The sequence below is a fragment of the Mesorhizobium sp. M0664 genome (assembly GCF_040320565.1).
Classification (GTDB): Bacteria; Pseudomonadota; Alphaproteobacteria; order Rhizobiales; family Rhizobiaceae; genus Mesorhizobium.
Window position 1 is genome coordinate 388,368 of sequence record NZ_JAMYPW010000003.1, and the last position, 19,999, is coordinate 408,366.

Below are 19,999 nucleotides of genomic sequence, written 5' to 3' on the forward strand. Positions count from 1 at the left end.
TTTGTGCTGCGTTTGCATTCATCGGCGCCCTCATTATGGGCGTCCTTCCATAAGGCCGCTGAGCGGGGGAAGACCAGCACCGAATACTCCAAACCATTTGAAAAGGCCGGGCATTTTGCCCGGCCTTTTGCATTCCCCCGATCTTTGACATTTTAAAAAGGAGCTTGCCGCCTTACGCCGCGGCTGATCCCGCCGCCTCGACTTCGTGCGACCTGATGCCGATCATGTGGCAGATGGCGAAGACCAGATCGGCTCGGTTCATCGTGTAGAAGTGGAAATCGCCGACGCCGCGCTCGACAAGGTCCAGCACCTGCTCGGCGGCCACGGCAGATGCCACCAGCGCATGCGTTTGCGGATCGTTCTGCAGCCCATCGAAACGCTCGGCCAGCCATGCTGGCACCAAGGCGCCGCACCGCGCCGAGAAGTTGGCGACTTGGGTGAAATTGTGCACCGGCAATATGCCCGGCACGATGGGTATGTAGATGCCGGCCCGCCGTGCCCGCTCGACATAGCGCTCATAGAGATCGTTGTCGAAGAAGAACTGGGTGATCGCCCGCGTCGCTCCGTTGTCGGCCTTGCGCTTCAGCATGTCGAAGTCGGTGGCGAAATCCGGGCTTTCCGGATGCTTTTCCGGATATGCCGAGACCGATATGTCGAAATCGCCGGCGCCCTTCAGCGCATCAACCAGTTCGGCGCCATTGGCATAGCCTTCCGGATGCGGCCGGTAGGCCGCGCCGACGCCCTCGGCCGGATCGCCGCGCAGGGCGACGAAACGCTTGACGCCCATATCGGCGAACTCCCGGATCACCGCATCGACCTCGTGACGCGCCGCATCGACGCAAGTCATGTGCGCCGCCGGCGTCAGCGTCGTTTCATTGAGGATGCGCTTGACGGTGCGGGCCGTCCGCTCGCGGGTCGAACCACCGGCGCCATAGGTGACCGAGACGAATTTCGGCTTAAGCGGCTCAAGCCGGGTGACCGTGTCCCACAGCCTTGCTTCCATCTCATCGTTTTTCGGCGGAAAGAACTCGAACGAAACCCTGACCTTGTCGCCGATGTCGGGGCGGCGGGAGAAGCGGAACTGGTTCATCAGGCGGTTTCCCCTATCGGATACGCATTGGCCGGTTGTCTGTCGTTGGAAGGCTCGGCAATCAGCATGCGCCGATCGCGGCCGAGCCAGAGTTTGACGGTGAGCTTGGCCTCGTTGCCGCCGCGCGGCTCGAATTCCTGACTGTCCTCGAGGTCGAGGCCGGCCTCGGAAAACCAGTCGCCAATCTGCCGGTCGGAAAAGCCGAGACGCATATGCGCGTGCTCCTCGCGCAAGAACTCCAGCGCGTGCGGCGCGAAATCGACGATCACCAGCCGGCCGGCCGGGCGCAGCAGACGCGCCGCCTCGCGGATGGCGCGGGCGGGATCGTCGAGATAGTGCAGCACCTGATGGATGGTAACGAGATCGAAGGCGTCGCGTTCGACCGGCGGCGCGAAAATGTCGCCCTGGCGCACCTGCGCATTCGAAACGCCGGCCTTGTCGAGATTGGCGCGCGCCACCGTCAGCATCTCGCGCGACATGTCGATGCCGACACCGCGCCGATAGAGCGGCGAAAAGATCTCGAGCAGCCGTCCGGTGCCGGTGCCGAGATCGAGCATCGACTGGAACGGCCGTTTGCCGACGAGCTTGATGAGAGCTGCTTCGACGGCGCGATCCGGCACATGCAGCGAGCGGATATGGTCCCAGCTTGCGGCGTTTACCGAGAAATATTCGGCAGCCCGGTCCTGCCGCTTGCGCTTGACTGCGGCCAGCCGTTCGAGATCACGCTCGACCTGCGGATCGGCGCCGCGGATGCCGGAGACCAGCCTGAGCACGAAATCGCGCGACGCATCGGAATCCGATAGCCGGAAGAACGCCCACGAGCCCTCCTGGTAGCGGCCGATCAGCCCGGCCTCCAGCAGCAATTTCAAATGGCGCGAGACGCGCGGCTGCGACTGGCCGAGGATTTCGGTGAGATCGGACACGGTCAGATCGCCGCGCGACAGCAGCGCCAATATGCGCAGCCGGCTGGATTCCGCCGCCGCCTTCAATGTATCTACCATCGTGTCGAGAGCGACATGCATGCGAGCATTCTCTTTGAAAAGATATAAACATATGTTTATGTCGGTTTGGATAGGCTTGCAAGCGCTATGTCGCTTCCGGACAAGAAAATGACGCATGCGTGGCGGATCGCGCAAAAACGGACGCATGATCGGGGCGAGAACCATGTTCGAAACGCGCAGCGGCGAAAAGCTCCTGGAAACCGACCCGGCAACGATGCCGCCGGATGGCCATGTCGTCTTCATCGGCCGCATCGCTTCGCCTTGGATCACGCGGGAGACTTGCCCCAAAAACATGAAGGCGGCGCGGGAGACGGAACAGCCGGCGCACTTGGTCATCGACCCGCTTTATCGGGATGGCCTGCTTGGGCTGGAACGCGCCAGCCACGTGATCGTCCTGTCCTGGCTGCACCATGCGCCGCGGCAACTGATTGTCCAGAAACCCCGCCATGCCACAGGGCCGAAAGGCGTCTTTTCACTGCGCTCCCCTGCCCGGCCGAATCCTGTCGGACTGCATGTCGCCAAGCTGGTTGCCCTCGACATCGACACCGGCCGCATCGATCTCGACGCCATCGACGTGCTCGACGGCACGCCGGTCATCGACATCAAGCCCTATTTCGCCTCGACCGATGCCTTTGCCGATGCGACCATCGCCGGGCGGGACGAGCCAGGGCCGGTGGAGTGATGAGCGCGCCGACCGGCCGCCGCCGCGCCATCGCCAAGGCACTGACAGCGCTGCTGCCGCTGGCGCCCTATGCCGACATGGAAAAGATCCGGGCCGATGCCGGCGCCGTGCACATGAAGACCTTGCCGCCGAGCATTGCCGTGTGGCTGGCGACGATAGCGCATATTCGCCACGCCCACACCGACTACGAAAAGCTGCTGGCCGAAGGCTATGACCGCGATTCCGCGCGCTTCTTCGTCATCGAACAGACCAACAATGTGCTCACCCGCTGGCGCGCCACCCGTCTGCTCGACGATGAGGATGAGGCGTAGAGCGACGGCAGGCACACGCGTCGAGTTCTGCGCTCTTCACTGTTGTGATTAGCGAAATCGAGAGGTGACGGCCAATCTCCCCCCTCGTGGGGGAGATGTCCGGCAGGACAGAGGGGCGCTGTCCCGCCGACCTCAGGTCGGCAGCATCGGAACTTTCAAAGCCTGAAATAAAAAACCCGCCTCGCGGGCGGGTCGTTGGAGCCCAATTGGCACCATACCCAAATTAGTAGCATAGCTGCCGGCACAAAGCAAGAACAAAATACGCCGTGACTAGAGGTCGCCTTGCCTGGACTAGGCCCGGTAAATCCACTGCTCGGGCACGCGCACCGAAATCTCCTCGCCGGCCGCGATCGTGCCGGGCTTCTCGACCCAGGCGACGAGCCCGCGCAACCGCTTCGCCGCCTTCGGGAACAGCAGCGCGCCGGCCTCATGGTCGGCCATCCCGGCATTTTCGGCGACCGATCGCCCGGCGATCCGGCAAGGCCCGTTCTGCGCGTTGATCTTGACGGTCGCGCCGCCTTTGAAGAACAGCAGCGTGCCGGACGGCAGCATGGAGAGGCGCGGCAGGCCGTCGATCAGGAGATTGGCGCCGATCCATTCCGGCTTGATCTCGGCGATGCCCATCCGTTCGGCGACGATTGCCAGTTCGTCCGCAGCCACGATCGACAATTGCCGTTCGTTGCGCATCTCAGTGCCGCGCGGATACCAGGGTTCCCGCCCGCCGGAGCGCCGCGTCGTGCCGGCGTGGAAATCGCCGTCGATGCCGTCGAAACCGAGTTGCAGCGTATCCACCGCTCGTGTCTCAAAACGATCGAATGATGCGAGATAGAGCGCCGCCACCCTGGCGGCGAGTTTTCGCGACGGGACGATCTCGACCGGAGTTTCGGCTTCGGGAAACATATCCGGCATTGGTTTCATTCCTAGCTGCCGGATGCAGTTAGCCGAAGTCGATTCATAGGGTCCAGTCGAAAGCGTTGATGCTCCAATCAAGACGGCTGATACGGGTCGGCACCACCAGCGTCATGGTTGAACCAGCCTCATGCAAAAGCGTGCCGCATTGCTGCCGCGCTGCATCGGTTGATAATATCGGTCAGGTCAAGCCCGCTGAGGTTTATCATGCATCCCGCATCGGCAATCGCACAGCTCTGGCTGCTCTGGGTGGTTTCATGGGCCGCGGCCGCCTTCTGGGCCGACCGGGCCGAAAAACGCGCCGGCTTCGGGGTGGAGCTTCCATCCCGCGCCGTCATGGTGCTCGGCACGATCCTGCTCATCCCGGCGCACGGTTATGCCGGCCCGCTGAGGCTTTGGACGCCGAACCTTGCCGAAGCGTGGATCTGCGTGGCGCTGATTGCCGCCGGTCTGGCATTTGCCTGGTGGGCGCGGCTGCATCTTGGCCGCCTGTGGTCGGCCACGGTCACCGCCAAGGCCGCGCATCGCGTCGTCGACACCGGCCCTTACCGGCTGGTGCGCCACCCGATCTATACCGGCCTGCTTCTGGCGATCCTCGCCACCATGGCGGCGAAAGGCACTGTCTGGGGCGTTGCCGGCGCCATCCTCATCACCGTCGGCATCGTCATGAAGGCAAGGCTGGAGGAGCGTTTTCTGCGCGGTGAACTGGGTAGCGCTTACGACGACTATGCCAGGCGCGTTCCGATGCTGGTGCCGTTCGCGCCGGGCTAATGCATGTCGCCCAAAAGCATGCCCTCGGGCTTGAACCGAGGGTGTGCAGTGGTTTTGGGACACGACATGCGTAAAACAAAAAATCTAAAGCATGCGCAATAGCGCGCCGCCGATCGAGTAGCCGGCGCCGAAGGCGCAGAGCAGGCCGTAGTCGCCGGCCTTCATGTCGGCATGGTTCTCCGACAGGGCGATGATGGCGCCGGCGGCGGCGGTGTTGCCGAGGCGCTCCAGCACCATCGGCGCGCGGTCGTGGTCGACGTCATGGCCGAACGACAGTTTCAGGATCATGGCGTTCATCCGCGCATTGGCCTGATGCAGCCAGAAGCGCCGGATCGCTTGCGGCGTCAGCCCGTGCTCGGCCAGGAACTCGACGATGAATTTGTGGCCGGCAACGGTGACTTCCTTGAACACCTTGTTGCCGATCTGCTTGATCAGATTGCCTTCCAGATCGATCATGTACGGATCGTCCTGGGTGGCGCGGGTATAGTAACCGAGATTGGTGCGGATGCTGTTCGACATCTGCGTCCAGGCGCGCGTATCCAGCACCTCGAAGCGGCCCGGCCGCTTCTCGCCCTGGGCGAGCCCTTCGACGATCATCGACACGGAAGCGTCGCCGAAGATGAAATGCGTCTGCCGGTCGCGAAAATTGAGATGCCCGGTGATGATCTCCGGCGTCGTCACCAGCACGCGTTTATGCGCCCCTGCCCGCACCAGATTGACGGCGATGTGCAACGCCGCCGCTGCCGAAGAGCAGCCAAGCCCCATATCGAAGCCGGCGCCTTTCGTGCCCAGCGCCTGCTGCATTTCGATGGCGATCGCCGGATAGGGCCGCTGATGGTGCGAGGCCGAGCAGATCACCAGGTCGATGTCGCCAGGCTTCAGCCCGGCATGATCGAGCGCCTTGCGGGCCGAAGCGATGCCGAACTCGGCCTCCAGCGACAGCGCATCGTCGGGCCGCGCCGCGAAACGCGGCGCCATGCGGGTCGGATCGAGGATGCCTTCCCGTTCGATGACATGGCGGGTCTGGACGCCCGAGGCATGGACGATGAAGGCACTGTCCGATTTCTGCAGAAGCGGCTCGCCCGACACCTCGCGGCGGACGTTTTCCATATCCACCCAGCTGTTGAAGCTGGCGACGAGTTCCTCATTGGTGATCAAGGCTTCGGGGATTTCAACGCCGATGCCGCTGATGATGACGCGATGCATTTCCAGTTCGTCCCGTGCGCAGGCGTTGCGGCTTCATGTCGACGCCGCAAAAAGCTCGGCGCAACCTCTTTTGCACCTAGCCAGTTTATGCCGGCTTAAATCAAGTCCCTGGGACGGGTCTTTACCAGGCGCAGAGCTTGGTATTGGTCTGCGGGTTGTTCCAGCAGGCACCGTCATCGCGGCTGCGCACGAATTGCCCGGGCAGCGGCACGTTGCGGCGGCCGAGATTGACATAGCCATAGGCAAAACCCGGTCCGTCGATTTCCAGGACGTAGGTCGGATAGCCCGGCGCCGAGATGCGAAAGCTGCCGGCATCGTCCAGCGCCCGATAGCTGCACGAGAAATAGCCGTCGTCGCTGGTGAAGCAGCGCGCTCGCTTGGCCTCCGCCGATAGAGACAAGGCAAGCACAGCGGCCGCACAAATGCTGCCGCCGAAACCCATCTTTTTCAGTGTCATCATCCACCCCCATGGCCCATGAAGGGCCGTGCCCCAGCGAGATGCGCATGACGGCGAAGGCCGGTCAAGCATCCGCTGCTGGCTGTTTTTTGGGTGTAGCTAAGAGTTTCTAAGCGGAACGCCGCGCCACGATGAAGAGACGGGGAAAGCGCAGCAACACCTTGCCGCTTGCCGTTTTCGGATAGGCTTCGCTGATCCCGGCCGCGTAGTGCTTCAGGAAAAGCTGCCGCTCGTTTTCGTCGAGAGGATCGAGGAACGGCTTCAGCCCCGTCGATTTCACCCACTCGACGATCGCCTCGGCATCGGCCAGCGGATGGTTGTAGATCGTGTGCCAGACATCGAGCCGATCCGAGAATGGCGACAAAAGGTCGTAATAGAACGCGACCGGCGGCAGCGGCGCGCGGGCCGCGCGCTCGAGCTTTTCGGCAAACGGCATCTCGGCCGCGGTCTCCCGCATCAGCCGGTGCGAAGGTTCGGCCATATTGTCCGGCATCTGCACGGCAAGCGCGCCGCCGGGCGCCAAAAATCCCATCAACCGCTGGAAGACCGCCGGATGCTCCGGCAGCCATTGAAACACCGCATTGGCAAAGATCACGTCGACCGGTTCGTTCGGCTGCCACGCCGCCGCATCCGCCAAGGCAAAGCTGACACCGGGCAGGCGCGCCCTGGCCTTCTCGATCATGTCGGGCGAGGTATCGAAGCCACTGATCTGCGCCCGCGGCCAGCGCTCGACCAGCAATTCGGTCGAATTGCCCGGCCCGCAGCCAATGTCGACCACCCGGCGCGGTTCCGGCACCGGCACCTGCGCGACGAGATCGCGCGCCGGCCGGGTGCGCTCATCCTCGAATTTCAGGTAGAGGGCGGCGGACCAGTCGGGCCTCACCTTCGCGACTGTATTCATCGATAGACCTCGCGACGGTCGCCTACTTGAACCACCCAAATCGCGACAGCGCTATCATCGATCCTTGTCAGAACTCGGAATGAGCCCACACGATATTTCCAGAGACCTGCCAGTGGTCCTGTTAGCGCTTCGCCAAGTTCGCGTGGATTATCGCGCGAGGCGAGCCTGTTTTCCAGGAAGTCCACAATCCGACGCTGATCGGACCTTTGCAATCTGGAGATATCCTTCAGTGCACGCTTCTCGACACGAATTGTCCACACGATCAACCGTCACTGCGGTCGCTTGCGTCCAATCCCAGTCGTTCCTTAGCTTCGGCCAGAGAAAGCCATTCACCTTCACCATCGTTAAGGCGCTCGAGGGCGATTAGTCCGTCTTCCAGATCCTGAATTTGCTCGACAATGGCCTCAACGACTACGTCATGTTTTGTCCGGCCAGTTTTCCTTGCGACGATCTCGAGGCGTTTTTCCAGCGCGGTAGGAAGCTCGACATTAAGCATGTTTATCTCCTTCCGGTAATTCTACGAGCAGCCTGGGGCGCTTGCAACCAATCCGTTGTTACCGAGTCAGCCGCTTATACGTCATCCTGTGCGGATTGACCGCCTCAGGCCCAAGCCGGCGGATCTTGTCCTGCTCGTAGTCCTCGAAATTGCCTTCGAACCATTCGACATGGCTGTCGCCTTCGAAGGCGAGGATGTGCGTCGCCAGGCGATCGAGGAACATGCGATCGTGCGAGATGATGACGGCGCAGCCGGCGAAGCTCTCGAGCGCGTCTTCGAGCGCGGCCAGCGTTTCGGTATCGAGATCGTTGGTCGGTTCGTCGAGCAGCAGCACATTGCCGCCGGTCTTCAGCATTTTTGCCAGATGCACGCGGTTGCGCTGGCCGCCGGACAGGTTGCCGACCTTCTGCTGCTGGTCGCCGCCGCGGAAATTGAACGACGCGCAATAGGCGCGGGTGTTGGCTTCGAACTTGCCGAGCTTGACCACTTCGGCGCCGCCCGAGATCTCTTCCCAGACCGTCTTGGTCGGGTCGAGTGCGTCGCGGCTCTGGTCGACGTAGCCGAGCTTGACCGTCTCGCCGACGCGGATGGTGCCGGCATCGGGCTTTTCCTGGCCGGTGATCATGCGGAACAGCGTCGTCTTGCCGGCGCCGTTCGGGCCGATGACGCCGACGATGCCGCCGGGCGGCAGCTTGAATTCGAGATCGTCTATCAAAAGCGTGTCGCCAAAGCCCTTCGACAGGCCCTCGACCTCGATCACCACATTGCCGAGCCGCTCGCCATGCGGAATGACGATCTGGGTATCGCTCGGACGCCGCTTGTCGGCTGCATCCAGCAGATCCTGGAAGGCCTGGATACGGGCTTTCGACTTGGTCTGCCGGGCTTTCGGGCTGGACTGGATCCACTCGCGCTCGCGGCCGATCGCCCGCTGGCGCGCATCGTCCTCGCGGCCTTCCTGCTTGAGCCGCTTGGCCTTGGCTTCGAGATATTTGGTGTAGTTGCCTTCGTAGGGGATACCGCGGCCGCGATCGAGCTCGAGGATCCAGCCGGTGACATTGTCGAGGAAGTAGCGATCGTGGGTGATGATCATCACCGCGCCCGGATAGGCCCGCAGATGCTTTTCCAGCCACGCCGTCGTCTCGGCGTCGAGATGGTTGGTCGGCTCGTCGAGCAGCAGAAGGTCGGGCTGGCGCAGCAGCAACTGACAGAGCGCGACGCGACGGCGTTCGCCGCCCGACAGCTTGGTGACATCGGCCTCCTTGGGCGGGCAGCCGAGTGCCTCCATCGCCATCTCGACCTGCTGTTCGAGATCCCACAGGTTGAGCCGGTCCATCTCGTCCTGCAGCTTGGCCGACTCGTCCGCCGTCTCGTCGGAATAGTTCATCATCAATTCGTTGTAGCGCTCGATGATGGCGGTCTTGGCGGCGACGCCTTCCATGACGTTTTCGAACACGTTCTTGTTCGGATCGAGCGCCGGCTCCTGCGCCAGGTAACCGACGGTAGCACCCTCGGCCAGCCAGGCCTCGCCGCTCCACTCCTTGTCGATGCCGGCCATGATCTTGAGGATCGTCGACTTGCCGGCGCCGTTGGGGCCGAGGATGCCGATCTTGGCGTCCGGGTAGAAGGACAGATGAATGTTCTCGAGCACCTTCTTGGTGCCGTAGGCCTTGTTGAGGCCGGCCATGTGATAGATGAACTGGCGTGCCACGCGCGCTTTCCCTGAAAAGTCGACTGATGTCGGATTGGATGGAAGTTGGGGGCTATGTAAGCGATGCAGCCGCGAACGGCAAACAGTTTTGGCCCTAAAGCAATTCCAGGAAAAACCGTGAAACGGTTTTCCGTCCGGAATTGCGTCAAAACAAAAAAGATGGAGCGGTTCAGCGGTTCCGTGAAACGATGACCCGCTCCAGGCGGATTTGGTCGCAGCCGCAAACGCTTAGCCGCTTCATTTCGTGCCGGCGCCCAGGCGAAAGCTCCGGTTAATCATTCCGCGTCAAACAATGTTGGATGGGAAATCGCTGGCAGCCGCGATTTCGGGGAGAGAGATCGGGCCGTGTTGAACAGTTTCCTGCTTTTTGCCGAAGCGGTTCTCTATTTCGGCATCATGGTCACGCTTTTCCGGTTCAGGGGCCGCATCGGCCTCGGCGTCTTTGTTTGCGCCCTTGGCGTCATGCATTTCCTGGAAACCTATCTCGCCAGCGTCTTCTACGTCGCGCTGCCGTTCGGCATGGTATCGCCGGGTTCGGCCGTGCTGTTTTCCGGCAAGCTGGTGATGCTTCTCCTGCTCTACATCAAGGAGGACGCGGCAACTGTCCGGCAGCCGATTTACGGCCTGCTGCTCGGCAATGCCCTGATGGTCGGGCTCGTGCTGATCCTGCGCCTGCACGACATCGCACCGCTGCCCGACGGCAAGCTTCCCGACATCGGCTTCATCGATGAGATGGGCTGGCTGATGGTGTGGGGCACGACGCTGCTGTTCGTCGATGCCATCCTGATCATTCTGCTCTATGAAAAGCTCGGCAAATACCTGCGCGAGGCGCTTTTCACCCGCATCCTGGTCTCCGTCGCCTGCGTGCTCACCTTCGACCAGGCAGGCTTTTTCACGGCGCTGCATTTCGTCACCGGTGCGCCGGTCGCGGTGTTCTTCGGCGGCTGGTTCGCCAAGATGGCAGCGGCCCTGGTCTACAGCACCATGCTGGTCGCCTATATCAGGTGGTTCGAGGCGCGGCAGGTGCCGGCGCCGCGCGGGCTTTCCGACATTTTCGACACGCTGACCTATCGCGAGCGCTATGAGGCGCTGGTCGAGCATGTTGGTCGCGACGGCCTCACCGGCCTCCTGCACAGGGGGCGCTTCGACAGCGATGGCGAGGCCGCCGTCGCCGCCAGCCTGCGGACCGCCAGGCCGCTCAGCCTGCTGATCATCGATGTCGACCACTTCAAATCGATCAACGACCGCTTCGGCCACGCCGAGGGAGACAAGGTGCTGAAAGCCCTGGCGATTTTGCTTGGCGAACTTGTCGGGACCGAAGATCAATTGTTCAGGATCGGCGGTGAGGAATTCGCCATCCTCGGCTGGCGTCCGCAGCCGCTCGCCAGGCTGCTGGGTGAAACCGTCAGGCAAGCGGTCAAGACGTCCGCGAGCACCAGCCGGTTCGACATTACCGTCAGCGCCGGCATCTCGACGGTCAGCGAGACGACCCGTTGCCTTGCCGATCTCTTTGCGCTGGCCGACCAGCGTCTCTACAAGGCCAAATCCACGGGACGCGATCGCGTTGTCGGGGAACCGGGCGGCAACGAAGCAGACGCCCGCAACACATGGACCAGGCCGGAGCGCAGCGCCGGCGCGTAACGCTGCCCAGGCCTGCGATTGGCTCAATCAGGATTGTTTGCGCCGCTGCCATCCGCCGATCGCAACCGAAACCGCCATCAGCGCGATCGCCAGCCATTTCAACGCGGTAATAATCGGGCCGGCTTCGATATCGTAGGCAATGAACAGAAGAATGCCCGGTACCAGCAGGCCGCAGAGCACGAGCGTGATCCGATTGATCTGCCATGACACTTTTGCCGCAAGCGCCTGGTCGCCGGGCACGGCGACAAGCGCGGCCCGCATTGCCTTCGGCGCCACGAGCGTGGTCGAAAGACGCAGCGAAATCGGCAGGCCGATGCCGATGATCAGGAAGGCGCATGCCGCCAGGAGCAGCGAAAACTTGAGCGCACTGGTTTCGGCCGGTACCGGGAACAGCAGCGCCGCCAGCGGCAGGAAGACACAGAACATCCCGAGCGCGGCGATGGCGATGAAGATCGCCGCGTTGACCAGCGTAAACAATTGGTAGGTGCCGCCGCCGACGGGTTTGGCGAGCGTGGTCATGCGAGCCCACTCCACTTCGGTGTAGGAAAAGCCCGGCCACTCCATATGGCCGTCGCGGATCGCCGTCATGCCCTTGGCCCAGAACGCCAGCCGCGCCAGCGCGCCGCCCGTCATACCACTCATCGCCACCCCCTATGAATGATGCCCCCCGGGATCATACCATCCCCGGTGCAAAGCGACAGTCGCGTACGGCCTGTTTACTGGAACCCGACGGCATCGACCGCGCCCTTCGGGCAGCCAGCCTTGGCTGTCGGCGCCGAGGCAAGCAGCAGGGCACCGAGCGAAGCGTTCGAAGCGATCGGGCCGGTCAGGCCGAGCGTCAGTTCGCCGATCAGCCGCCTGCCGTTCGAGGGATCGACCACGCAGGACACGCGGACCCGGTCGCCCGCGCCTTTGCCGAAGGCACTGTCGAAGGTGCTGCGTATCTGATCGGATGTCAGTTGCTTGCCGATGTTCTTGATGAAGAGATCGCGCACCGGCGACGCATTCATCGCGCGCATCAGGTTCAAGGCGTCGGCGAAATACTCCTGCTGGCTCTTGCCGTAGCAGGTGCCGTGCTTGATCCATTCATGCCTTTCGAGGGCGGACGCGGTGCCCGGCATCACCTGGTCGAGTTCCGCTCGCGTTTTCGGGTCAAGAGTGACCGACGGCAAATCCCGCCAGTGTGCCGGATCGTCGTTCGCCTTGTCGCTTGCCGCGACCTGGCAATAGAAATTTCCGTTCGGCTGCGGCCACAATCCATGCAAGGTGAAGTGGGTCGCATCGAAACCGGCGGCGGTCTGCGCACGGCATTCGGCCTTGCTGGATTTGGTCTCACAAAAAGCCGGCTGCCAGCTCAGCGCGAAGACATATTCCGGCTTTCCGGACGCCGATGGCTTGTTCGGCTCGGCAGGCGCCGGTGCAGCCGGCATCGTCGACGCGCTGCCGCCCGAAACATGACCGCAGCTGATCTTGACCCAGCGGCGCTCCGGATCGGCGCCCGGCACGCGAATGAGGTAGTGCGTGGGCGCGTCCTTGTTGCCGGCCAGCAGATCATAACTCTGACCAGCCGCGGTCGAGACATTGCCGGGATTCTTGCCGCTCTTGATCGCCTGCGTTGCCGGACAGGCGGCATCGGCGACGAAAGAGCCGGTCATCTTCACATCGGCCCGCGCCGCGCTTGCGCCAGCAAACGCAAGAAACACCGCCCCCCATATCGCCCAAATCCGCATTCCGGCACTCCTCGTGATTCACGCCGCAAGCTAGAAACTTGCGACATGTCAGAATTACGATTTCTTTCGCCGGCCGTAAAAACAATCGCCAGCGCATTGAGACGGCTCCCGCGTGGTCGATCAGGATCCGCTCGCCTCCACCCGTTCCGTCAGGGTGCGCAGCAGATCAAGCGAGGCTTTCAGCACGTCGGCGTCCATACCCTCCGAAACGCGGTTCGCCCAAACATGCTGGCGTGTGCCGATATTCTTGACCGCTGCCCGGCCGGCATCGGTTATCGACAACAGCTTGGCGCGGCGATGCGCCGGGTTGTCGGCGTAGGCGGCAAGCCCCTCCGCAGCCAGTATGTCGGCCAGCCGCTGTACACTCTGACGGGCGAGACCCATGTCGCGGGCGATGTCGGCCACAGATTTCGGCTCCTTCAAAACTGCACCCAAAACCTGCCAGCGCGCTGCCGTCAGCCCGGTTGGAGCGGCCAGCCGGTCGGCCGCATCCAGAAAACTGCCGTTCATCCTGAACACGGCAAGCACCAGTTCGGTGAGCACATTTGCCGCTTCGGTCCTGGTCGTCATTTCTGGCCGGCCTCGATGGTCGCGACGAAATTATTAACGGCTTCGGCTACGACCTCGGGCTTGTCAAGCATCACCCAATGGCCGCTGCCCGCCACGATCTGGCGCGGAATGTCCGTGCGCAGCCGGTAGAGCGCGGCTGGAGTGTCACTGGCCTCGGTAGCCAATACGAACATAGGCCCGCGATACGCATCGAGTGCCGGCTCCGGGTTCCATTCGGCCAGTGCCTTGCCGACACCTGCCCTCGCCGCCGGATCGACCACTGCCGCATCGGCCAGAACACGCTGGCGAACAACCGCGTTAGGGCCGGCAATCGACGTGTAATAGGCGTTCAGGACATCACGGCCTTGCGGACCGGCCAGATCGCGGACAAAGCCGTCACGAATCGCCTGCGGCAGCGCACGAGGATCGGTCGCCGGGTCGACGAGCAAGACACCGGCGACCCGGTCGGCATGGCTGGCGGCATAAGCGAGCGCCACGCCACCGCCGCCGCTGTGCGCGACAATGAGAAACCGCTTCAGGCCAAACGCGTCGGCCACGGCACCGACATCCATTGCACGACCGTCATAACCATAGTCACCGTCCTGCGCCGGCGCGGAGGCGCCATGACCGCGAAAATCGAAGGCTACCGCCTCGCGGCCTTCGACGGAGAGCTGCATCACCCGGTCCCAGTGGGAAGCGCGGCTGCAATCTCCATGCAGGAACATGATCGGCAGGCCATTGCCGGCGTTGATCCTATAAGTGGCAAGCTGGCCTTGCGGGCCTGGAACAGTGGACGTCATCATGGTCATCTCCCTGGTTTCCTGACTGAACGCAGCAATCCCTGACAACAGAGTGGCCGTCGTGAAGGCGAAGCCCGCCAGCAAGATTGCACGCCGCGAAATGGCCCGGTGGTTTTCATAGTCTTACCCCCAATCTGCCGCTGACCATTTGACAGCATGCTGTCATGTAATCACATTGACAGCATGCTGTCAACTACCGTCGAATGGGTACCCTACGTCCCTTGACGTCGATCGCTGCGTCGCCCAACAGTCGCCGACGGGAGCGAGACATGCCATTTGACAAGCAGAGGATGCTGGCATCGCCGACCGGCGCCGAGCTCAACCTTTATGTGAAACACGCCATCGGCCAACCGCGCGCCATTGTCCAGGTCAATCACGGGTTGGCCGAGCACGCGGCGCGCTATGCCCGTTTCGCCGATTTCCTTGGCGAGCGCGGCTACCAGGTCTACGCGCACGACCACCGTGGCCATGGCGCCACCAAGGCGCCCGACGCGCCACCTGGCAGGTTCGCCGATGCGGATGGCGGTGCCAAGGTCATCGCCGATGTCGCCGCCGTCCATGATCTCATCGCCAGGGAACAACCTGGTCTGCCGATCATCGTCTTCGGCCACTCCTTGGGCGCGTCGGTCGCGCTGAATTTTGTCCTCCGCCACTCGGCGCGCATCCATGCCGCCGCGATCTGGAACGGCAATTTCTCGGCCGGACTGCTCAGCCAAATCGCGCTGGCCATGCTTGGTTGGGAAAAGTTCCGGCTTGGCTCAGACGTGCCGTCGCGCCTGCTGCCCCGGCTGACGTTCCGGGCCTGGGGCAAGGCGGTGCCCAATCACCGGACGCCGTTCGACTGGCTGTCGCGCGATGCCGTTGAAGTCGAGAAATACATCGCCGACCCGCTTTGCGGCTGGGACGCATCGGTGTCGATGTGGCAGGACATCGTCATGATGACGCTGCATTGCGGCAGCGACCGCAATTTTTCCGGCGTGCGGCGCGACCTGTTCGTCAATCTGGTCGGAGGCGAGCAAGATCCGGCCTCGGACGGCGGCAAGGCGGTCAGCCATCTTGCCGGCCGGATGCACATGATGGGTTTTTCGAATCTTGTTTCAAAGGTTTACGCCAAAACCCGCCACGAAAGCCTGAACGAGGTCAACCGAGACATCATCATGGAGGATTTTGCCGCCTGGGCCGACCGCGTGCTGAGGGCACAGTGATACTGGCCCATTGCAAGGGCCGTGACAGCGGCGCGCGGGATTGATAGAGGCTGCGCTTTCGATCAACCACGGTGATCCATGACTGAGCCTCCGCTCAAAGGCATCCGCGTCATCGAACTCGCACGCATCCTCGCCGGGCCATGGGCCGGACAGCTGCTTGCCGACCTCGGCGCCGACGTGATCAAGGTCGAGAGCCCGGACGGCGGCGACGACACCCGCAAATGGGGACCGCCCTTCGTCATCGGCCATGACGGCGAGAACCTTTCGGCCGCTTATTACCATTCCTGCAACCGCGGCAAGCGCTCCATCGCCATCGACTTCTCGACGCCCGAGGGTGCCGAGACGGTGCGCCGGCTGGTCGCGACATCGGATGTGCTGATCGAAAACTTCAAAGTCGGCGGACTGAAGAAATACGGCCTCGACTATGACAGCCTGAGGAAAATCAACTCGCGGCTGATCTATTGCTCGATCACCGGTTTTGGCCAGTCGGGACCGTATGCGCCGCGTGCCGGCTATGATTTCATCATCCAGGGCATGGCCGGCATGATGTCGATCACCGGCGAAGCCGGCCGCGAACCGCAAAAGGCGGGCGTCGCTATTTCAGATGTTTTCACCGGGCTTTATTCGGTCATCGCCATCCAGGCGGCGCTTCGCCATGCCGAGAAGACCGGCGAAGGCCAGCATATCGACATGGCGCTCTACGACACCCAGATCTCGACGCTCGGCAACCAGAACCTCAACTATCTCGTCTCCGGACAGTCGCCGGTGCAGATGGGCAATGCGCATATGAACATCGCGCCCTACGAAGTGGTGCCGGTGAAAAATGGCCACATCATCCTGGCGGTCGGCAATGATGGCCAGTTCGCAAAGTTCTGCGCTGCCGTCGGCCTCGATGAGCTGGCGTCGAACCCTGACTTCGCCACCAATCCCGCCCGCGTCGCCAACCGGGCAAAGCTGCGCGAGCATATGATCGAGGCGCTGAAAGCCTTCGATCGCGACCCGTTGCTGGCCAGACTTGAGACTGCCGGAGTGCCGGCCAGCCCGATCAACAACATCGGCCAGATGTTTGCCGACCCGCAGACCATCGCGCGCGGCATGCGGCTCGACCTCGATGACGGCCATGGCAATCTCTTGCCCTCGGTGCGGGCGCCGATGGTCATGTCCGGCACGCCGCTGGTCTATGAACGTCCGTCACCGCGTCTCGGCGAACACACCGAAGAAATCCTTGCCGAACTGGAGAGGTCAGGAAAATGAAGACCGGCGGACAACTCATCGTCGATGCGCTCGAAGCCAACGGAACGGACCGTATCTATTGCGTACCTGGCGAATCCTATCTGGCGGTGCTCGACGCGCTGCATGATTCACCGATGCGCACAATCGTCTGCCGCCAGGAGGGCGGTGCCGCAATGATGGCCGACTGCCACGGCCGCCTGACCGGCAGGCCCGGCATCTGCTTTGTCACCCGCGGCCCAGGCGCCACCAATGCCTCGGCCGGCATCCACATCGCGATGCAGGATTCGGTCCCCCTCATCCTGTTCATCGGCCAGGTCGCCAGCCACGCCAAGGGGCGCGAGGCCTTCCAGGAGGTCGACTACGTCAGGTTCTTCGGCGATATCGCCAAATGGGTGGTCGAGATCGACGACGCCGCACGCATACCCGAATTCGTCACACGCGCCTTTGCGGTGGCGACGTCCGGTCGCCCGGGCCCGGTCGTCATCTCGCTGCCCGAAGACATGCTGACCAGCCTCGCGGAGGCACCGGACGCCCGGCATTATACCCCTGTCGAGACGCGGCCTGGCGAAGTCGAGCTCGACGCACTGGAACTGTTGCTCAACCAGGCAAAGCGGCCCTTCGTCATCCTCGGCGGTACGCGCTGGGACGCGCAGGCCGTTGCACGGATGCGGACGATAGCCGAAGCCTGGTCGCTGCCGGTCGGCTGCTCCTTCCGCCGCCAGATGCTGTTCGACCATCTCCACCCGAACTATGCCGGCGATGTCGGCATCGGCATCAATCCCAAGGTAGCAACCGCCATCAAGCAGGCCGACCTTGTACTGCTGATCGGCGGCCGCATGGGCGAGATGCCGTCATCCGACTACACGCTGCTGAAGAGTCCCTACCCCGACCAGACGCTGGTCCATATCCATGCCGACGCCGGCGAACTCGGCCGCGTCTACCGGCCGGCGCTGGCGATCAATGCCTCGCCTGCCGCTTTCGTCGAAGCCTTTGCCGGACGCAAGCCGGCCGCAACACCGGTGTGGGCGGCTGAGGCAGCGAAGCTGCACGCCGCCTATCTCGACTGGTCGACGCCTCCGGAGAGCGGCCCCGGCGCCGTCCAGATGGGGCCGATCATGAATTATCTCGAAACGATGCTGCCGGACGACGCCATCCTCACCAATGGCGCCGGCAACTACGCCACCTGGGTGCATCGCTACCATCGCTTCCGGCGTTTCGGCACGCAGGCAGCACCCACATCCGGCTCGATGGGCTACGGCACGCCGGCGGCGGTCGCCGCCAAGCAGCTTTTCCCCGACCGCGACGTGATCGCCTTCGCCGGCGACGGCTGTTTCCTGATGAACGGCCAGGAATTCGCCACCGCCGTGCAATACGGGCTGCCGATCATCGTCATCGTCGTCAACAATGGCATCTACGGCACCATCCGCATGCATCAGGAGCGCGAATATCCCGGCCGTGTCGTCGCCACGGACTTGAAGAATCCCGACTTTTCTGCTTTGGCTCGTGCCTATGGCGGCCATGGCGAGACGGTGGAAAAGACCGCCGACTTCGCGGCGGCCTTCGAGCGAGCGCGGGCCAGCGGCAAGCCGTCGATCGTAGAGATCCGGCTCGACCCTGAAGCCATCACGCCGACCCGCACGATGTCCCAGATTCGCGACAAGGCCTGACAAAACAGGATGATTGCCCTGTTTTGTCGTCGTGATCTGCCTATTTGGCCTTCTCGATCTGGCCGCGGATCTCGCCGTCCGCATGGGCCGCGGTGTGGATGTTGACGTAATATTTGCCAGCCTCAAGATCGGTGGCCTGGGCATCGGTCAATGTCGCCGAACCCTTGATCGGGCTCTTCAGCTTGCCTTCGAACGGCACCACCGGATCGGCGTTTTGACCCTTTGCCGCCGGGCCGTGAATGTGTGCGGCCTTCGCCGGCCCGCTGAGGCCGGAATATCTCACGGTCCAGCTGAGTTTCTTGGTGGCGGTGTTGAACCTGAGCGTGGCGGTGCCCTTGCCCTTCGTGGTGACGGGCGGGTTCTGCTGAGCACCATCGAGCGTCGCCGTCATCTTCATGGTTTCGGCCAAGGCCGGTGAAGCAGAGAAGATGGCTGCAGAAATGGCCAGCGCCGAAAGCATCGGCGTGAAGGACTGGATGCGCATGGAAACCTCCGTTGTGACACCCTTGAGGCGGATGCACCGGCACAACGATTTTGCGAGCGGATGTTTCCGCCGGTAACGTTTATTTTACCTCCCACTAAAAAGGGGCGGTCGCCCGCCCCTTTTCCGCTACAAGCCAGTTTGACAGCCCTATTTGATGGCCTTGTCGGTGATCGCCGTCGTGTAGGCGCCGGTAGGCTCCTTGCTGATGATCTTCTGGTCGAGCAGCGCCTTGGCGGTGCGCTCGTAGGTCGCCGGATCGAGCTTGCCATCGGCATTGTCGATCAGCTTGGCGACTTCGCCCATCATGCGCTTTTGGTGATTCTCGTCCTGGCCGCCATTGTCCATGACGATGCCGGCCGCTTCGTCGGAATGGTCGACGGCGTATTTCCAACCCTTCATCGAAGCGCGCACGAAACGCACCATCTTGTCCTCGAAGGCCGGATCCTTGAGCTTGTCCTCCAGGGCATAGAGCCCGTCTTCGAGCAGATCGTTGCCCATGGCGGAATAGTTGAAGACGGTCAGCTCTTCCGGCTTATAGCCGGCGTCGATGAGCTGCCAGTACTCGTTATAGGTCATGACCGAAATGCAATCCGCCTGCTTCTGGATCAGCGGCTGCACGTCAAAGCTCTGCTTGAGCACGGTGACGCCGTCCGGCCCGCCATCGGTCTTGAGGCCAAGCTTGTTCATCCAGGCATAGAACGGATACTCGTTGCCGAAGAACCAGACGCCGAGCGTGTGGCCCTTGAAGTCGGCTTCCGTCTTGACCGGCCCGTCCTTCGGGCAGACCAGCTCCATGCCGGCCTTCTTGAATGGCTGGGCGATGTTGACCAGCGGCACGCCCTTCTCGCGCGCAGCCAGCGCACCGCCCATCCAATCGACGATGACGTCGGCGCCGCCGCCGGCGATGACCTGCTCGGGCGCAATGTCCGGGCCGCCGGGCTTGATGTCGACGTCGAGGCCCTCGGCTTCATAGAAGCCCTTGGCCTTGGCGACATAATAGCCGGCGAACTGTGCCTGGGTGACCCATTTCAGCTGCAGCGTCACCTTGTCCGCGGCCATCGCCTGGAACGCGGCAAGCGACATCGCGCCGGCCAGCATCGAAACAACAAGTCTTTTCATGTTTTTACCCTCTGAAGTTAGCGCCCTAAACCCACCGCC

At 62.7% G+C, this 19,999-nt stretch carries 22 protein-coding genes; 7 read left to right on the plus strand and 15 right to left on the minus strand.

Going from position 1 to position 19,999, the window contains the following annotated elements; translation table 11 throughout:
- Nucleotides 1-172: 172 nt before the first annotated feature.
- Nucleotides 173-1,090 (minus strand): methylenetetrahydrofolate reductase [NAD(P)H], encoded by a 918-nt coding sequence (gene metF / locus NKI39_RS07365; protein WP_023676795.1) that lies wholly within the window; start codon nt 1,088-1,090, stop codon nt 173-175.
- The gene (locus NKI39_RS07370) at nt 1,090-2,112 is read right to left on the minus strand and encodes an ArsR/SmtB family transcription factor (RefSeq protein WP_023676796.1); all 1,023 of its coding nucleotides are present in this window, start codon (nt 2,110-2,112) and stop codon (nt 1,090-1,092) included. The genes metF and NKI39_RS07370 overlap by 1 nt, the downstream gene beginning before the upstream one ends.
- Nucleotides 2,113-2,254: 142 nt before the next feature.
- Between NKI39_RS07370 and tsaA the strand changes: the two genes are divergently transcribed.
- Nucleotides 2,255-2,773, plus strand: coding sequence for a tRNA (N6-threonylcarbamoyladenosine(37)-N6)-methyltransferase TrmO (tsaA, locus tag NKI39_RS07375; RefSeq protein ID WP_352501079.1), 519 nt, complete (start codon nt 2,255-2,257; stop codon nt 2,771-2,773).
- Complete coding sequence (locus tag NKI39_RS07380; RefSeq protein ID WP_352456194.1) at nt 2,773-3,084, plus strand: DUF2293 domain-containing protein; 312 nt, start codon at nt 2,773-2,775, stop codon at nt 3,082-3,084. The genes tsaA and NKI39_RS07380 overlap by 1 nt, the downstream gene beginning before the upstream one ends.
- A 291-nt stretch (nt 3,085-3,375) precedes the next feature.
- Here NKI39_RS07380 and NKI39_RS07385 read toward each other — a convergent pair whose 3' ends face one another.
- Nucleotides 3,376-3,993 carry an MOSC domain-containing protein gene (locus NKI39_RS07385; RefSeq protein ID WP_352831232.1) on the minus strand — a complete coding sequence of 206 codons (618 nt, stop codon included), beginning with the start codon at nt 3,991-3,993 and terminating at the stop codon, nt 3,376-3,378.
- A gap of 207 nt (nt 3,994-4,200) precedes the next feature.
- Between NKI39_RS07385 and NKI39_RS07390 the strand changes: the two genes are divergently transcribed.
- On the plus strand, nt 4,201-4,764 hold the full coding sequence (locus NKI39_RS07390; RefSeq protein WP_352831233.1) for a methyltransferase family protein: 564 nt from the start codon (nt 4,201-4,203) through the stop codon (nt 4,762-4,764).
- Nucleotides 4,765-4,848: 84 nt separating this feature from the next.
- On the opposite strand, the gene NKI39_RS07395 is transcribed toward NKI39_RS07390, so the two are convergent.
- The 6 genes from NKI39_RS07395 to ettA form a co-directional block, all read right to left on the minus strand.
- Nucleotides 4,849-5,970, minus strand: a complete 1,122-nt coding sequence (locus NKI39_RS07395) for a beta-ketoacyl-ACP synthase III (protein ID WP_352831235.1) — start codon at nt 5,968-5,970, stop codon at nt 4,849-4,851.
- A 121-nt stretch (nt 5,971-6,091) separates the two neighbouring features.
- Entirely contained in the window at nt 6,092-6,427 is a 336-nt protein-coding gene (locus NKI39_RS07400; RefSeq protein ID WP_352471527.1) for a hypothetical protein, read from the minus strand.
- A 109-nt stretch (nt 6,428-6,536) separates the two neighbouring features.
- Entirely contained in the window at nt 6,537-7,328 is a 792-nt protein-coding gene (tam, locus tag NKI39_RS07405; protein WP_352831237.1) for a trans-aconitate 2-methyltransferase, read from the minus strand.
- Entirely contained in the window at nt 7,325-7,588 is a 264-nt protein-coding gene (locus tag NKI39_RS07410; protein WP_352501113.1) for a type II toxin-antitoxin system RelE family toxin, read from the minus strand. Before NKI39_RS07410 ends, tam begins: the two co-directional genes overlap by 4 nt.
- 2 nt (nt 7,589-7,590) lie before the next feature.
- Nucleotides 7,591-7,824 (minus strand): type II toxin-antitoxin system RelB family antitoxin, encoded by a 234-nt coding sequence (gene relB, locus NKI39_RS07415; RefSeq protein ID WP_352471524.1) that lies wholly within the window; start codon nt 7,822-7,824, stop codon nt 7,591-7,593.
- Between the two features lie 58 nt (nt 7,825-7,882).
- Complete coding sequence (gene ettA, locus NKI39_RS07420; RefSeq protein WP_352453385.1) at nt 7,883-9,532, minus strand: energy-dependent translational throttle protein EttA; 1,650 nt, start codon at nt 9,530-9,532, stop codon at nt 7,883-7,885.
- A 345-nt stretch (nt 9,533-9,877) separates the two neighbouring features.
- Between ettA and NKI39_RS07425 the strand changes: the two genes are divergently transcribed.
- Complete coding sequence (locus NKI39_RS07425; protein ID WP_352831239.1) at nt 9,878-11,173, plus strand: GGDEF domain-containing protein; 1,296 nt, start codon at nt 9,878-9,880, stop codon at nt 11,171-11,173.
- Nucleotides 11,174-11,200: 27 nt separating this feature from the next.
- On the opposite strand, the gene NKI39_RS07430 is transcribed toward NKI39_RS07425, so the two are convergent.
- The 4 genes from NKI39_RS07430 to NKI39_RS07445 form a co-directional block, all read right to left on the minus strand.
- Entirely contained in the window at nt 11,201-11,815 is a 615-nt protein-coding gene (locus NKI39_RS07430) for a hypothetical protein (protein ID WP_352471520.1), read from the minus strand.
- A 74-nt stretch (nt 11,816-11,889) separates the two neighbouring features.
- The gene (locus NKI39_RS07435) at nt 11,890-12,903 is read right to left on the minus strand and encodes a ribonuclease T2 family protein (RefSeq protein WP_352709702.1); all 1,014 of its coding nucleotides are present in this window, start codon (nt 12,901-12,903) and stop codon (nt 11,890-11,892) included.
- Nucleotides 12,904-13,023: 120 nt separating this feature from the next.
- Complete coding sequence (locus NKI39_RS07440) at nt 13,024-13,473, minus strand: MarR family winged helix-turn-helix transcriptional regulator (RefSeq protein ID WP_352709703.1); 450 nt, start codon at nt 13,471-13,473, stop codon at nt 13,024-13,026.
- Nucleotides 13,470-14,255 (minus strand): alpha/beta fold hydrolase, encoded by a 786-nt coding sequence (locus tag NKI39_RS07445; protein WP_352539492.1) that lies wholly within the window; start codon nt 14,253-14,255, stop codon nt 13,470-13,472. The genes NKI39_RS07440 and NKI39_RS07445 overlap by 4 nt, the downstream gene beginning before the upstream one ends.
- A 266-nt stretch (nt 14,256-14,521) precedes the next feature.
- On the opposite strand from NKI39_RS07445, the gene NKI39_RS07450 reads away from it, so the two are divergent.
- From NKI39_RS07450 to NKI39_RS07460, 3 genes are all read left to right on the plus strand, one after another.
- Nucleotides 14,522-15,457, plus strand: a complete 936-nt coding sequence (locus NKI39_RS07450) for an alpha/beta fold hydrolase (RefSeq protein ID WP_352831241.1) — start codon at nt 14,522-14,524, stop codon at nt 15,455-15,457.
- Nucleotides 15,458-15,535: 78 nt separating this feature from the next.
- A complete protein-coding gene (locus NKI39_RS07455) occupies nt 15,536-16,711 on the plus strand; it encodes a CaiB/BaiF CoA transferase family protein (RefSeq protein WP_352571797.1) in 1,176 nt (391 codons plus the stop codon).
- Nucleotides 16,708-18,357 carry a thiamine pyrophosphate-binding protein gene (locus tag NKI39_RS07460; protein ID WP_352831243.1) on the plus strand — a complete coding sequence of 550 codons (1,650 nt, stop codon included), beginning with the start codon at nt 16,708-16,710 and terminating at the stop codon, nt 18,355-18,357. Before NKI39_RS07455 ends, NKI39_RS07460 begins: the two co-directional genes overlap by 4 nt.
- 40 nt (nt 18,358-18,397) lie before the next feature.
- Here NKI39_RS07460 and NKI39_RS07465 read toward each other — a convergent pair whose 3' ends face one another.
- Nucleotides 18,398-18,841: a CHRD domain-containing protein gene (locus NKI39_RS07465; protein WP_352471512.1), complete on the minus strand. Its 444-nt coding sequence runs from the start codon at nt 18,839-18,841 to the stop codon at nt 18,398-18,400.
- 147 nt (nt 18,842-18,988) lie between these two features.
- Nucleotides 18,989-19,960, minus strand: a complete 972-nt coding sequence (locus NKI39_RS07470) for an ABC transporter substrate-binding protein (protein ID WP_352471510.1) — start codon at nt 19,958-19,960, stop codon at nt 18,989-18,991.
- Nucleotides 19,961-19,999 lie beyond the last annotated feature (39 nt).

Coding starts and splice junctions, on each gene's coding strand:
- metF (WP_023676795.1), bottom strand. CDS start 1,090: ATGAACCAGTTCCGCTTCTCCCGCCGCCCCGACATCGGCGACAAGGTC.
- NKI39_RS07445 (WP_352539492.1), bottom strand. CDS start 14,255: ATGATGACGTCCACTGTTCCAGGCCCGCAAGGCCAGCTTGCCACTTAT.
- NKI39_RS07390 (WP_352831233.1), top strand. CDS start 4,201: ATGCATCCCGCATCGGCAATCGCACAGCTCTGGCTGCTCTGGGTGGTT.
- NKI39_RS07370 (WP_023676796.1), bottom strand. CDS start 2,112: ATGCATGTCGCTCTCGACACGATGGTAGATACATTGAAGGCGGCGGCG.
- relB (WP_352471524.1), bottom strand. CDS start 7,824: ATGCTTAATGTCGAGCTTCCTACCGCGCTGGAAAAACGCCTCGAGATC.
- NKI39_RS07465 (WP_352471512.1), bottom strand. CDS start 18,841: ATGCGCATCCAGTCCTTCACGCCGATGCTTTCGGCGCTGGCCATTTCT.
- NKI39_RS07430 (WP_352471520.1), bottom strand. CDS start 11,815: ATGAGTGGTATGACGGGCGGCGCGCTGGCGCGGCTGGCGTTCTGGGCC.
- NKI39_RS07450 (WP_352831241.1), top strand. CDS start 14,522: ATGCCATTTGACAAGCAGAGGATGCTGGCATCGCCGACCGGCGCCGAG.
- NKI39_RS07435 (WP_352709702.1), bottom strand. CDS start 12,903: ATGCGGATTTGGGCGATATGGGGGGCGGTGTTTCTTGCGTTTGCTGGC.
- NKI39_RS07455 (WP_352571797.1), top strand. CDS start 15,536: ATGACTGAGCCTCCGCTCAAAGGCATCCGCGTCATCGAACTCGCACGC.
- NKI39_RS07470 (WP_352471510.1), bottom strand. CDS start 19,960: ATGAAAAGACTTGTTGTTTCGATGCTGGCCGGCGCGATGTCGCTTGCC.
- tam (WP_352831237.1), bottom strand. CDS start 7,328: ATGAATACAGTCGCGAAGGTGAGGCCCGACTGGTCCGCCGCCCTCTAC.
- NKI39_RS07380 (WP_352456194.1), top strand. CDS start 2,773: ATGAGCGCGCCGACCGGCCGCCGCCGCGCCATCGCCAAGGCACTGACA.
- NKI39_RS07400 (WP_352471527.1), bottom strand. CDS start 6,427: ATGACACTGAAAAAGATGGGTTTCGGCGGCAGCATTTGTGCGGCCGCT.
- NKI39_RS07440 (WP_352709703.1), bottom strand. CDS start 13,473: ATGACGACCAGGACCGAAGCGGCAAATGTGCTCACCGAACTGGTGCTT.
- NKI39_RS07460 (WP_352831243.1), top strand. CDS start 16,708: ATGAAGACCGGCGGACAACTCATCGTCGATGCGCTCGAAGCCAACGGA.
- NKI39_RS07385 (WP_352831232.1), bottom strand. CDS start 3,993: ATGCCGGATATGTTTCCCGAAGCCGAAACTCCGGTCGAGATCGTCCCG.
- NKI39_RS07395 (WP_352831235.1), bottom strand. CDS start 5,970: ATGCATCGCGTCATCATCAGCGGCATCGGCGTTGAAATCCCCGAAGCC.
- tsaA (WP_352501079.1), top strand. CDS start 2,255: ATGTTCGAAACGCGCAGCGGCGAAAAGCTCCTGGAAACCGACCCGGCA.